Source organism: Haladaptatus sp. T7, from assembly GCF_026008575.1.
In the GTDB taxonomy this organism is placed as follows: Archaea; Halobacteriota; Halobacteria; order Halobacteriales; family Haladaptataceae; genus Haladaptatus; species Haladaptatus paucihalophilus.
On record NZ_BROP01000005.1, the window covers coordinates 317,189 to 328,930 of the forward strand.

The following is an 11,742-nucleotide window of genomic DNA, read 5'->3' on the forward strand; positions in this document are numbered from 1 at the left end:
TTCGACGTTAATCGTACCGCCGTCGTTCGCTGTACCATCCGCCGAAGAACCCACAGGTTTTACGCGTTCGCCGTCGTTATCACGGATAGTGAATCCCGAGCGGATTTTCGACGAGTTCCCCGCACCTTCCTTCCGTGGCAACCAGCGGGAGGCGCTATCGGACATTCGGGAAGCGTTCGAGGGGGACAACGACGTGGTGTTGGTTCGCGCACCGACGGGGAGCGGTAAGTCCCTGCTCGCTCGGGCGATTGCGGGGTGTGCCCGTCGGGTGGACGAGGCCGCCCCGACCGATTCGACGGGGGCGTACTACACCACGCCGCAGGTATCCCAGTTGGACGACGTGGCCGAGGACGCCCTGCTGGACGACCTCAAGATAATCCGAGGGAAGCGAAACTACTCCTGCATCCTGCCGGGCGAGCACGACACCCCCGTGAACCGAGCACCTTGTGCCCGCGAGAAGGGCTACGACTGCTCGGTCAGACACCGGTGTCCGTACTTCTCCGACCGCGCCATCGCCAGCAACCGCGAAATCGCGGCGATGACCTTGGCGTACTTCATGCGAACTGCCGGGTCGGAGGTGTTCCGCAAGCGGGACGCGGTGGTCATCGACGAGGCCCACGGACTCGCCGAGTGGGCGGAGATGTACGCGGCCATCGACCTGAATCCGCGCACGGTGCCCATCTGGGACGATCTGAAGATCCCCGAGATAACCGGACTCGACAGGGCGGTCGACTACGCGGACCGACTCGTCGGCACCTGCAAGCGGCGGAAGGACGACCTCATCGCGCAGCCCGAACTCACGGCCGCCGAGGTCGCCCGACGGGACCGGTTTCAGGAACTCATCTCCGAGTTGGACTGGTTCGTGGACGACTACCGCGACCCGGACAGCGCGACGGAGTGGGTGGTGGACCAACCGGACGGCGCGGGCGGGCCGATAACCATCAAGCCGATGAACCCCGAGCGCTACCTCGCCCACACCGTCTGGGAACGCGGGAACAAATTCGCGCTCCTCTCGGCGACGATTTTGAACAAGGAGGCGTTCTGTCGGCAGGTCGGCCTCGACCCGGAACGCGTCGCCCTCGTGGACGTGGGACACACCTTCCCGGTCGAAAACCGACCGCTGTACGACGTGACGCAGGGGAAGATGACCTACGAACACCGCGAGGAGACGATTCCCAAAATCGCGCGCACAGTCGTCAGAATCATGCAGGAACACCCCGACGAGAAGGGAATCGTCCACGCCCACTCTTATCACATTCAGAAAAAACTCGCGGAGCAGTTGGAGGCGTTCGGCGTCGGCGGGCGGGTGCGCGCCCACGGTCGGGACTCCCGCGACGCCGACCTCGATTCCTGGAAGGCCACCGACGACCCCGACGTGTTCCTCTCGGTGAAGATGGAGGAGGCGCTGGATTTGAAGGGCGACCTCGCCCGCTGGCAGGTGCTCTGTAAGGCTCCCTTCTTGAACACGAGCGACTCGCGGGTCGCCCACCGACTCGAACACGGGCAGTGGGCGTGGTACTACCGCGCCGCGCTCCGAACCGTCATTCAGGCCTGCGGGCGGGTGATTCGCGCGCCGGACGACTACGGCGCGACGTATCTCGCGGATTCCAGCCTCCTGCAACTGTTCGACCGCGCTCGCACCGACATGCCCGACTGGTTCGCAGAGCAGGTGGACCGCATGGCGCACCCCGACCTGCCAGAGTTCGACCCGCGTTCGGCGGGCGGTTCTGGCGGCAGCATCGGCTACGGCGATACTCGGCAGTTCGATGGTAACACCGGTGGCAACAGCGGACGCGACGATTCGTCCGACGGAAACGAGTCGGGCGGCACCGATTCCGGTTCGAACTCGCGCCGGAATTCACGTTCGCGGCGCTCCCGGAAGAAGAGTCCCATGGCGGACGTGTGGGACACGGAGTAGCCGCGATTCTCGTCGAATCCGTCAGATGAACGTGACGGTGTAGGCCACCGCCGAACTCAACATCAGGAGCACGAAAAACAGCGAGATGAGCTTCTGTCTATCCATACGCGACGTGAACAGTTCGAGAGTTATAAGTATTTTCCACGACCTGTGTTCCGTCAGTCTACCCGAGCGTCAACCACGACGTGCCACACGCCCTCGCTGTGGCTCTTGACGCGGCGCGTATCCAGAATCTCCACGTCCCGTCTGTGCTCGTGGGCCGCCGATTCAAGCCGCGAAACCGGGCGCTCCCACAGCCGATTTTCGGGCGTCGTCTCGTGCATGTGGACGACGCCGCCGGGTTCGAGGGCGGCCAGTGCCGTGTCGAGATACTCGTGTGCGTCGTAGTAGCCCATGACGACGCGTTCGGCGCGCACGTCCGCCATCTCCCGGCAGTCGGCGCGGTAGGCGTCGATGCGGTCGGGGACGTCGTTCAGCATCGCGTTCTCCACGAGGAACTTGAACGACGCCGGGTTGCGTTCGACCGCGGTCACGTTCGCCCCGGCGCGGGCCATCGGGAGCGTGAAGTAGCCGATTCCGGCGAACATGTCGAAGACGCGTTCGTCCGGCGAAACGACGTCGCCCATCCGGGAGCGCTCGCGTTGGTTTCCGGGGGCGAACATCACCTCTCGGAGGTCGAGGGCGTACTTCGTCCCGTGCTCCGTGTGGACGGTCTCGGTATCGCCGGACCCCGCGACGACGCTCACGTCGGGTTCCCGGTGCTCGCCGGAGATTCCGCCGCGGGAAAGGACGGTTTCGGCTTCGCCGTGGAGGGCGAGCAGTTCCTCGCCGACCTCCTCGGGTCGCGGACAATCGCCGAACTGGACGAGAATCACGCTTCCGACGACGGCCCACGACTTCGGTGCGCGGTCGATGTCGTCGTCCGACCACCCGCGCTCCCGAAGCAGGGAGTCGAGGTCCGTGTGTCGAATCTCCGGGTCGGACTGTTCGACGACTTCCTCGAACCGCGTTTCGGTCGGTCGCGCGGTCACGGGCAGTTCGACCAGTTCGTCGTCGTGTTCGCTGACTTTTCTGGAGTCGTCGTAGACGCCTTCCGCCTCCAGTTCCGCGATGGTCGCTTCGGCCCGCGGTTTCGCCACGAGGACGGCGAGGTTACGCATCCGGGACCACGTACAGCCCGTTTCGACTCTTGAACACGGGGACCGTCTCCGCGTCCTCGTCCATGTACGACGGCTTGGAAATCGTCTTCGTCTGGTAGGTTTCCGGGTCGAGCACCTGCACCGCGCGCTCGTCGGTCACCGCGACGAGCGTCGTCTCCTCGGCGTCGTCGATGGTGCCCAACTTGCGCGCGTCCGAGGCGTCCTCGTCTCCGAACTGCGCCTCGTACTCGTCGCCGGTCGTGATTCGCTTGCCTTTCAGGTTTCCGCGCACGCTCCGGACGAGCACCGGCCCGTCGTCGTCCGGGCTGATGATGTCACCGGGCGTGAACGGCGGCAGGCGGACGGAGTAGGTGACGCGATACACCTCGTTGCCGTCCTCGTCCTCCGTGACGAGGGTTTCCGAGTCGGTGAAGCTCCCGCCGAACTCCTCGACCAGTTTGTTCGAAATCTTCTTGCCGATGTTGTTGGTCGAGACCTTGATATTCAGGCCGTCGGGCGTCGCGTCCATGTCGGTGACGAAGGCGTTTCTGTCGCCCGTCGCCTCCATGTCCGCGACGATTTCGTTGGCGATTTCGCGGGCGCGCTTCTCCTCTTCCGGCGTCGGCGTCCGGTCCACGCCGCGTACTTGCACGATGCTCGCGTAGTAGTCGCCCGCGATTCGCCCACAGCGGGTACACGTCTGGCGGGCGATCATCACGGGGACCATGATCTCCTCCTCGACCAGCGTGTCGCGGACGACGCCGGAGAAGTAACAGTGCATCCGAATCGTGTTCGGGTCTATCTGTTCGGGTTCCACCTGCCACGACACGTCGCGGGCATCGACGTGGACCGCGAGCGCTTCGCTCACTTCCTCGATGGCGATGTCGGTGTAGTCCCGCGCGCCCACGTCCACCCAGCGTCGGCCGCGGTAAACGGCACCGCACTGTGCACACACTCGCACTTCGATTCGCTCCGGGGCGTCCACGAGGTCGAATCGGTCGAAATAACACGCGTCACAGAGCTTTCGCTCGCGTGGAGAGGCGGAGGTCGGATAGTCCCGTTCCGTGATATCGACCTCGATGGGGTCGCCACAGTTCGGGCAGAATTCGCCAGAATCGGTCATTGACGGTTCTATGTCGTTCGCGCTTTTAAGCCTGTAGAAGGCTCACGGCAGGACGAACTCGTCATCGTCCACGGCATCGCGCCACGAGTGGGTCGGTTCCCAGCCGAGCATCGACTCGGCTTTCGCGGTCGAGAAGGCCGAGTCGGTCCCGGCGATATCACACCGCTCCGGGACTCCACCGAAGAACTCGACGAGGGCGTCTTCGATGGGTTCGTCGAGGTAGTTGTCGGCCGCCGAGACGATGAAGGGTTCGTGACCATCGAAGTCCGCCGTGATGGCGCGTTCGATGGCCGTCACGACGTCCCGAACGTCCACGTAGGACCAGAAGTTCCCCGCGCCCGTTGCGAGGTTGGTCCGCGCGTCGAGACAGTCGTACTCGTCGGGAAACTGCACCCACGACCCGCGCATCGACGCGACCGGAACGTCGTATCGACGGGCGACCATGCCCCCGATTTGTTCGCCGACGACTTTCGAGGTCCCGTACGGGTCTTCGGGTCGAAGCGGGTGTTCTTCGTCCAGCGGCAAGTACTCGGGGAGGGTCGGTTCGCCCGCGAGTTGGAAGCCGTAGGCGCTCTCGTTCGACGCCCACGCGATTCGGGCGTTCGTTCGCCCCGCCGCGGTGAACACGTTGTAGGCCCCGACGACGTTGTTTTCGAAGATGCGCATCCCCGCGTGGCGCTCCGGCGACGGCAGCGTCGCCCAGTGAACGACCGCATCGGGATTCTCCGTCGAAATCGCCTCCGCGGTTTCGACCTGATCAGTCAAATCCGCCGCACGAAACGAGAGCCCCCGATATCCCCCGAGTTCCCAGTTCGACCGAGAAAGACCGAGACAAGTGACGTCCCACCCTCGTTCGGCGAGGTGTTTGGCGAGCCATCGGCCAGAACGGTTGAGACTACCGGCTAAGACGACCGTACCGGTCATCGAGATACCCTCGCCGGTTCAAACGAGAACATACGCCCCTTATTCCGCCTCCGGGGGTAAGCGTTCCGGCCTCAGCGAAACTGAAATTTCAATTTTCGTTATGTTTCTCATCGGTCGGAGAAAACTCCCCCTTCCCGCTTGCTACTTATCCGCATACGACGACGAATCTTTAAACGGTCGGAATCCCTAGACTGAACCATGAAATGGAAGGCAGATTGGGGACTTCGAGCCAGGATGGGCTTTACGATGTTCCTCCTGTTCGCCCTGTATATCGTGTTCGTCGGTGGGTTAGTAGTGATATTTCCGAACCGTATCCTCCCCATCGCACTAGTGTTCGGCATTTTCTCGCTTGGCCAGTTCTTCTACAGCGACAAACTCGCGCTGTGGAGCATGGGCGCACACGAGGTCAGCGAGGACGAGTATCCCGACCTCCACGCGAGCATCAGCCGACTCTCCCAGCAGGCCGACCTGCCGAAGCCGAAAGTCGCCGTCGCGGATACTCGCGTCCCGAACGCGTTTGCGACCGGGCGTTCCCAGAAGAATTCCGCCGTCTGCGTGACGTCGGGACTGCTCCAGACGCTGAATCAGGAAGAACTTGAGGGCGTGCTCGCTCACGAACTCGCCCACGTCAAGAACCGCGACGTGATGGTGATGACCATCGCGTCGTTCCTCTCGACCATCGCGTTCATGGTCGTCCGCTGGGGCTGGCTGTTCAGCGGCGGGCGCGACAGCCGGGACGGGAATCAGGTTCCCGTCTTCGTCGCCATCCTCGCGTCGCTCGTGGTGTGGATTATCAGTTACTTCCTCATCCGCGCGCTCTCGCGCTACCGCGAGTTCGCCGCGGACCGCGGCGGGGCGACGATTACGGGCAAGCCGTCCGCGCTCGCGTCCGCCCTGCTGACCATCGACGGCGGGATGGACCGGGTGCCACAGGAGGACCTGCGCGAGACGTCGGAGATGAACGCGTTCTTCATCATCCCCGCAAAAGCAGGCTTCATCAGCAAGCTGTTCAGCACGCACCCCAGCACCGAGGCGCGGGTCGAGCGACTCCGCGATATGGAACGCGAGATGGAGTCCTACTGACGCTACGGCGTCTTGATGTAGGCGTATCCCTCTTTGGCCTGTAGTTTCGTGAGTTCACCGACGCCCGCGGGGACGACTTCGACTCCTTCGAGGAGGTCATCTTTCGTGTAGTTGAGCTTGTTCATGCTGTTGTGACACGCCTTGAACTTCACGCCCTTCTTTGCGAGCGATTTCACTGTCTCGGCTTGGGTGGAGTCGGTCGAGAGGAGTTTGACGCCCACGCCGTTGGCGACGAGCGCGATGGTCTCCGTGTCGGTCGAGTCGTCGTTCAACAGGTTGGCGACGTTCGCCACCGCGTGTTTCTGGTGGTCGTCCCCCTCGCTGAAGTGGAATACTGAACTCATTGTGATGTCGTTGGAAGCGTCTTCCGTGGTTTCCTCGTCAGTCTCGGTCGTCTCCGTCGTCTCGGTTTCCGTCGTGGAGGTGTCGGCACCTTCGGCGTCGCTCGGGCCGCTCGAACACCCCGCGAGCGCGACGGCGGTGCCAGTACCTGCCAGTTCGAGAAACCGGCGTCGGGAATGCGTTCCCATCGGTTTTACGGACGGGCTCGATACCCTTTATTAACTGCCACATAAGTATCGCCTCCCTTTTTCCGCACCGACTTCGTACACCTCGGTATGGGATTATTCGACGGCATCCGTGAGGTGCTCGGCATCCGCGCCGAGACGGACGCGGGACGCGAGGCCGACCCCGAAGACCTCTTCGGGATGAGCACGGCCTACGTCACGATGGAAGCCGACCTCGGCTACGAATCGGTCGGGCAGGCGGCGCTCTGTTTCTCGGAGGTCGATAGCACCGACTTTCAGGACGCGGTGGACGAAGTGCACGCCATCCTCGAAGCCGGAAAGGAGGAGACCGGCACCGAAGCGACCGCGCACGTGGACAATCACGGCTACTCGTGGTTCGTCCTCGAAGACGACGACCCCGAAGACCTCGTGACGAGCCTCCACTTCGCGGCGGACACGTTCGTCGAGGAGGGCTACGGGTCGCGTCTCCTCGCCGCTATTTTCGGCTTCCAGCGGGACGGCAACTACGTCTACTGGGTGTACTCCTTCCGCCGCGGGGCCTACTATCCCTTCGCGCCGAAGCGCGGCCACGAGCGCGACTCGGCGGCCGAGTTCAAACTCCGGAGCAACATGGACGGCGAACTCGAAATCGAGTCCGACGAACAGTACTGGTATCCGCTCTGGCCGGACCACACGAGCAAACATCCGTGGGAATAACTTCCACGCGATTTCCTTTTCGTATCTAAAGGCTTCCCTTCCTATTCTGATATCCCGACACCGCCCGCCAGTTTCACTTTCACTCCGCTGTTAACGGAGGTTTATATGATGACGGGAACAAGGCAGGAGTACAATGGCAGACGTAGACCTCGAAGCACTCCCCGGCGTTGGTCCAGCGACAGCAGAAAAACTCCGTGACGCGGGATTCGATTCCTATCAGAGCCTCGCGGTTGCGAGTCCCGGCGAACTCAGCAACACCGCCGACGTCGGCGAGAGCACGTCCGCCGACATCATTCAGGCCGCCCGAAAGGAGGCCGACATCGGCGGGTTCGAGACCGGTTCGCAGGTTCTCGAACGACGCGAGCGAATCGGCAAGCTCAGCTGGCAGATAGACGAAGTGGACGAGTTGCTCGGCGGCGGCGTCGAGACCCAATCCATTACCGAAGTGTACGGCGAGTTCGGTGCGGGGAAATCCCAGATCACCCACCAGCTTTCGGTGAACGTCCAACTGCCGCCCGAACAGGGCGGTCTCCACGGCAGCGTCATCTTCATCGACTCCGAAGACACGTTCCGTCCCGAACGTATCGACGACATGGTTCGCGGCCTGCCGGACGAGGCCATTCAGGCCACGATGGACGACCGCGAAATCGACGGTTCCCCGGACGACGAGGAAGCGATGGAGGAACTCGTTGCCGACATCCTCGACAAGATTCACGTCGCAAAGGCGTTCAACTCCAACCACCAGATGCTCCTCGCGGAGAAGGCACAGGAACTCGCGGGCGAACACGAGGACAGCGACTGGCCCGTCCGACTGGTCTGTATCGACAGCCTCACCGCCCACTTCCGCGCCGAATACGTCGGTCGTGGACAGCTCGCCACCCGTCAGCAGAAACTCAACAAACACCTCCACGACATCGACAAGGTGGGTAACCTGTACAACACGGCCGTCGTCGTGACGAATCAGGTTTCGTCCAACCCCGACTCGTTCTTCGGCGACCCGACCCAGCCCATCGGTGGCAACATCCTCGGCCACAAATCGACGTTCCGGATGTACCTCCGAAAATCGAAGGGCGACAAGCGTATCGTCCGACTCGTGGACGCGCCGAACCTCGCCGACGGTGAGGCCGTCATGCGCGTGCAGGACGGCGGTCTGAAGCCGGAATAATCGCCGACTATTTTGAGTTTTTCTCGCAATATCGAATATCGAGTGAGCGGCTGAAATCATCCGAGCGCAGTTCGATGATATCGACTGCCCCGAGTTCACCCGTCTTCACCGTTTCTCTCTGGTTTATTCCATTCCATCCTCATATTGTTCGTGAACATGTCTTCGAATCTAGTTCTCATGCTCTTGGAATAGCATCACAATATTATGCCTGTGCGTCGCGTCTCTTCAGGTGTGATGAGCACATGAACGGCTATGCAATCGTCCTCGCGTCCGAGGACATCGAAAAAATTCAGGCGGCGAGCATGATCGGGTCCATCGCCGCGGCGTCCGACATTCCGGTCGAGGTTTTCGTAACGATGAACGCGCTCAACGCGTTCGAAACGGAGACCGTCGAACGGAACGACTTCAAAGGCGGCCGCGTCGCCGAGGCGATGATGAGCGCTTCGGACGTTCAGGTTCCCCTGTTCACCGACCAACTCGAACAGGCGAAGGACCTCGGCCCGATGACGGTGTACGCCTGCACGATGGCGATGGACCTGCTCGGAAACACGCTCGACGACTACGTGGACGTCTTCGACGACGAACTCGGCGTCGCCGGATTCCTCGAACGAGCACAGGACAAGAACGTCATATTCGTCTAAACTGGTGATTACAATGAGCGAAACAGAAATCGAACCCGACGTAACGATCGACGCGCGCGGTGCGACCTGCCCCGGCCCCCTGATGGACCTCATCGGGAAGATAAAGAGCGTGGACTCGGGCACCGTCGTCGAACTGCAAACGGAAGACAGCGGCTCGAAAAAGGACGTCCCGGAGTGGGTGGACAAGGCCGGACACGAACACCTCGATACCGTCGACCACGACGACTACTGGAGCCTCTACGTGAAGAAAGCATGAAACGAATCGCAATCGTCGGTGGCGGGACCGGCGGGACGGTCCTCGCCAATCGACTCGCCGACGAACTCGCGCCGGAGATAGACGCGGGCGACGTCGAGGTCACGCTCGTCACCGACGACCCGGACCACGTGTACAAGCCGCTCTACCTCTACGTGGCCTTCGGTGAACGAGAGGCTCAGGAAGCCCGGCGACCGATTTCGGAACTCCTCGACAGCCGCGTCGAACTCCGAATCAATCGGGTCGTCTCCATAGACACCGACGAGAAACGGCTCTCGTGTCAGGACGGGGGGACGACGCTCGACTACGACTACCTCGTCCTTTCGACCGGCGCGAAACTCACGCCGGAGGACGTCCCCGGCCTGAAGGAGGGCGGACACCACTTCTACGGTCCCGACGGGGCCGAGGCGTTGCGCGATGACTTGGCCGAGTTCACCGGCGGGCACCTCGTGCTCTCGGTCATCGGCGTCCCGCACATGTGCCCGGCCGCGCCGCTGGAGTTCGTCTTCATGGCCGACGACTGGCTCCGCGAACGGGGACGGCGCGATGACGTCGAAATCACGTACACGTACCCCATCGGACGCGCCCACGGACTCGAATCCATCGCCGAGTGGGCGACGCCGGAACTCGAAAAGCGGGACATCAACGTCGAGACGTTCTTCAACGCGGATGAGGTCGACCCGGAGGAGAAGGTCATCCGGACGATGGAGGGCACGGAGATGGATTACGACCTCTTGGTCGCCATTCCGCCCCACAGCGGCGACGACCTTATCAAGGAGTCCGGCCTCGGCGACGACGGCTGGGTGCCGGTCGATAAGGAGACGCTCGAAGCGGACGCCGCGGCGGACGTCTACGCCATCGGCGACACCGCCGACGTGCCGACGAGCAAGGCGGGTAGCGTCGCCCACTACGAGGCGGGCGTCGTCGCCGACCGCCTCGCCAGTCGGGTCCGCGGCCACACCCCGACGGCCATATTCGACGGCAAGACGGTCTGTTTCATCGAATCGGGCATGGACGAGGCGACGTTCGTGGAGTTCGAGTACGGCCGACAGCCGACGGTCCGCGACCCGTCGAAGTTCGTCCACTGGGCGAAGCTCTCGTACAACGAGTCCTACTGGCTGACCGCACGGGGACTCCTGTGAGGTGACCGAGATGGTAGAACAGACAACGCAGGACGATGCCCGGGACGCCCTCGAAACGGCGATAGATGAGAACCCGGAGGAAGTCGCCCGCCTGATGGAACGACTCGGGCTGGTAAACGGCGTCCTCGATGCGGTCGAGGTCGGGACGTCCGCCCTCGACGACCGGATGGTCGCGGAACTGGCCGGGACGGGTGAAACCCTCGCCGAGGCCGCGGACGGTCTCGCAACGAAGGAAACCGTGGAGCTGTCCGAATCGGTCGGCGCGAACGGGGCGGAACTCACAGAGGCGCTGGAGACGCTGGTACGACTACAAAAGAGCGGTACGTTGGACGAACTCGCCGCGCTCGCCGACCTCCTTCCGTTGGCGTCGGGCGCTCTGGACGACGAGATGATATCCACGCTCGTCGATGCCGGGAGTTCGCTGGGCGAGGTCGCGGATACGGCGTCCGACCCCGACACGGTTCGGGGCATGGAGACGGTGTTGCAGGCGGTCGGCGACGCCAGCGACGCCGAATCGCCGCCGGAGCGCGTCGGCGTTGTCGGCCTGCTCCGTGCGACCCGCGACCCGGAGGTGCAGGCGGGCTTAGGCTTCGTGCTCGCCATCGCAAAAGCTCTCGGTCGGGAGACGCGCCGGGAACCGGCGAGAAAGTAGTCGATGGGTCACACCATCGACCCGATTCTGGGTAGAAAACCAGTTAGTCTTCGGTCGTCGTGCGCTCTTCGTCCTTTTCGCCTTCGTAAATCTCCGCTCCGTCTTGGACGACTTTCTCGGCCAAAACGGCGCATTTCACGCGCATCGGGCTGATTTCGACGCCCAGCATGTCGATAACGTCGTCACGGTCCATCGCCGCCACTTCGTCCAGGCTCATTCCGGGGAGCTTCTGGGAGAGCATGCTGGCGCTGGCTTGGCTGATGGCACACCCGTCGCCGCGGAACGCGACGCGCTCGATGGTTTCGCCGTCGTCTTCGAGGGAGACGTCGAACTCCAGTTCGTCGCCACAGGAGGGGTTTACTCCCTCGTGGCTGAACTGGGCGTCGGCCAACTCCCCGTAGTTTCGCGGGTTCCGATAATGGTCGAGAATCTGCTGCCGGTACATGTCCGAACCCATGCTCATAGTTGAATCTGGGTAA

General features: G+C 62.7%; 13 protein-coding genes. 8 read left to right on the forward strand and 5 right to left on the reverse strand.

Annotated features, from left to right (window positions below; all coding sequences use genetic code 11):
- The first annotated feature begins 88 nt into the window (after positions 1–88).
- Positions 89–1,918, forward strand: a complete 1,830-nt coding sequence (locus tag OPC11_RS15450; protein ID WP_264782483.1) for an ATP-dependent DNA helicase — start codon at positions 89–91, stop codon at positions 1,916–1,918.
- Positions 1,919–2,076: 158 nt separating this feature from the next.
- On the opposite strand, the gene OPC11_RS15455 is transcribed toward OPC11_RS15450, so the two are convergent.
- The 3 genes from OPC11_RS15455 to OPC11_RS15465 are packed head-to-tail and all read right to left on the reverse strand — an operon-like array spanning position 2,077 to position 5,104.
- A complete protein-coding gene (locus OPC11_RS15455; protein WP_264782484.1) occupies positions 2,077–3,078 on the reverse strand; it encodes a class I SAM-dependent methyltransferase family protein in 1,002 nt (333 codons plus the stop codon).
- Complete coding sequence (locus OPC11_RS15460) at positions 3,071–4,180, reverse strand: 60S ribosomal export protein NMD3 (RefSeq protein ID WP_007976332.1); 1,110 nt, start codon at positions 4,178–4,180, stop codon at positions 3,071–3,073. The genes OPC11_RS15455 and OPC11_RS15460 overlap by 8 nt, the downstream gene beginning before the upstream one ends.
- 42 nt (positions 4,181–4,222) lie before the next feature.
- Entirely contained in the window at positions 4,223–5,104 is an 882-nt protein-coding gene (locus tag OPC11_RS15465) for an NAD(P)-dependent oxidoreductase (RefSeq protein WP_007976334.1), read from the reverse strand.
- A 198-nt stretch (positions 5,105–5,302) separates the two neighbouring features.
- On the opposite strand from OPC11_RS15465, the gene htpX reads away from it, so the two are divergent.
- A complete protein-coding gene (htpX, locus tag OPC11_RS15470; protein WP_264782485.1) occupies positions 5,303–6,187 on the forward strand; it encodes a zinc metalloprotease HtpX in 885 nt (294 codons plus the stop codon).
- A 2-nt stretch (positions 6,188–6,189) separates the two neighbouring features.
- Here the strand turns inward: htpX and OPC11_RS15475 are convergent, their stop codons facing one another.
- Positions 6,190–6,717 carry a DsrE family protein gene (locus OPC11_RS15475; RefSeq protein ID WP_264782486.1) on the reverse strand — a complete coding sequence of 176 codons (528 nt, stop codon included), beginning with the start codon at positions 6,715–6,717 and terminating at the stop codon, positions 6,190–6,192.
- Between the two features lie 87 nt (positions 6,718–6,804).
- On the opposite strand from OPC11_RS15475, the gene OPC11_RS15480 reads away from it, so the two are divergent.
- From OPC11_RS15480 to OPC11_RS15505, 6 genes are all read left to right on the forward strand, one after another.
- On the forward strand, positions 6,805–7,410 hold the full coding sequence (locus tag OPC11_RS15480) for a hypothetical protein (RefSeq protein WP_007976340.1): 606 nt from the start codon (positions 6,805–6,807) through the stop codon (positions 7,408–7,410).
- 133 nt (positions 7,411–7,543) lie between these two features.
- Positions 7,544–8,575 carry a DNA repair and recombination protein RadA gene (radA, locus tag OPC11_RS15485; protein ID WP_007976343.1) on the forward strand — a complete coding sequence of 344 codons (1,032 nt, stop codon included), beginning with the start codon at positions 7,544–7,546 and terminating at the stop codon, positions 8,573–8,575.
- A 242-nt stretch (positions 8,576–8,817) separates the two neighbouring features.
- On the forward strand, positions 8,818–9,216 hold the full coding sequence (locus OPC11_RS15490; protein WP_007976346.1) for a DsrE/DsrF/DrsH-like family protein: 399 nt from the start codon (positions 8,818–8,820) through the stop codon (positions 9,214–9,216).
- Positions 9,217–9,229: 13 nt separating this feature from the next.
- Positions 9,230–9,472 carry a sulfurtransferase TusA family protein gene (locus OPC11_RS15495; RefSeq protein ID WP_007976347.1) on the forward strand — a complete coding sequence of 81 codons (243 nt, stop codon included), beginning with the start codon at positions 9,230–9,232 and terminating at the stop codon, positions 9,470–9,472.
- The gene (locus tag OPC11_RS15500) at positions 9,469–10,611 is read left to right on the forward strand and encodes an FAD/NAD(P)-binding oxidoreductase (protein ID WP_007976349.1); all 1,143 of its coding nucleotides are present in this window, start codon (positions 9,469–9,471) and stop codon (positions 10,609–10,611) included. Before OPC11_RS15495 ends, OPC11_RS15500 begins: the two co-directional genes overlap by 4 nt.
- A 10-nt stretch (positions 10,612–10,621) precedes the next feature.
- Positions 10,622–11,263: a DUF1641 domain-containing protein gene (locus tag OPC11_RS15505; RefSeq protein ID WP_007976351.1), complete on the forward strand. Its 642-nt coding sequence runs from the start codon at positions 10,622–10,624 to the stop codon at positions 11,261–11,263.
- Between the two features lie 43 nt (positions 11,264–11,306).
- On the opposite strand, the gene sufU is transcribed toward OPC11_RS15505, so the two are convergent.
- The gene (sufU, locus tag OPC11_RS15510; protein WP_007976353.1) at positions 11,307–11,726 is read right to left on the reverse strand and encodes a Fe-S cluster assembly sulfur transfer protein SufU; all 420 of its coding nucleotides are present in this window, start codon (positions 11,724–11,726) and stop codon (positions 11,307–11,309) included.
- Positions 11,727–11,742 lie beyond the last annotated feature (16 nt).

Excerpts from the sequence above, each read along its gene's own strand:
- OPC11_RS15475 (WP_264782486.1), bottom strand. The coding sequence starts at position 6,717 with ATGGGAACGCATTCCCGACGCCGGTTTCTCGAACTGGCAGGTACTGGC.
- radA (WP_007976343.1), top strand. The coding sequence starts at position 7,544 with ATGGCAGACGTAGACCTCGAAGCACTCCCCGGCGTTGGTCCAGCGACA.
- OPC11_RS15500 (WP_007976349.1), top strand. The coding sequence starts at position 9,469 with ATGAAACGAATCGCAATCGTCGGTGGCGGGACCGGCGGGACGGTCCTC.
- htpX (WP_264782485.1), top strand. The coding sequence starts at position 5,303 with ATGAAATGGAAGGCAGATTGGGGACTTCGAGCCAGGATGGGCTTTACG.
- OPC11_RS15490 (WP_007976346.1), top strand. The coding sequence starts at position 8,818 with ATGAACGGCTATGCAATCGTCCTCGCGTCCGAGGACATCGAAAAAATT.
- OPC11_RS15505 (WP_007976351.1), top strand. The coding sequence starts at position 10,622 with ATGGTAGAACAGACAACGCAGGACGATGCCCGGGACGCCCTCGAAACG.
- sufU (WP_007976353.1), bottom strand. The coding sequence starts at position 11,726 with ATGAGCATGGGTTCGGACATGTACCGGCAGCAGATTCTCGACCATTAT.
- OPC11_RS15465 (WP_007976334.1), bottom strand. The coding sequence starts at position 5,104 with ATGACCGGTACGGTCGTCTTAGCCGGTAGTCTCAACCGTTCTGGCCGA.
- OPC11_RS15455 (WP_264782484.1), bottom strand. The coding sequence starts at position 3,078 with ATGCGTAACCTCGCCGTCCTCGTGGCGAAACCGCGGGCCGAAGCGACC.
- OPC11_RS15495 (WP_007976347.1), top strand. The coding sequence starts at position 9,230 with ATGAGCGAAACAGAAATCGAACCCGACGTAACGATCGACGCGCGCGGT.
- OPC11_RS15460 (WP_007976332.1), bottom strand. The coding sequence starts at position 4,180 with ATGACCGATTCTGGCGAATTCTGCCCGAACTGTGGCGACCCCATCGAG.
- OPC11_RS15480 (WP_007976340.1), top strand. The coding sequence starts at position 6,805 with ATGGGATTATTCGACGGCATCCGTGAGGTGCTCGGCATCCGCGCCGAG.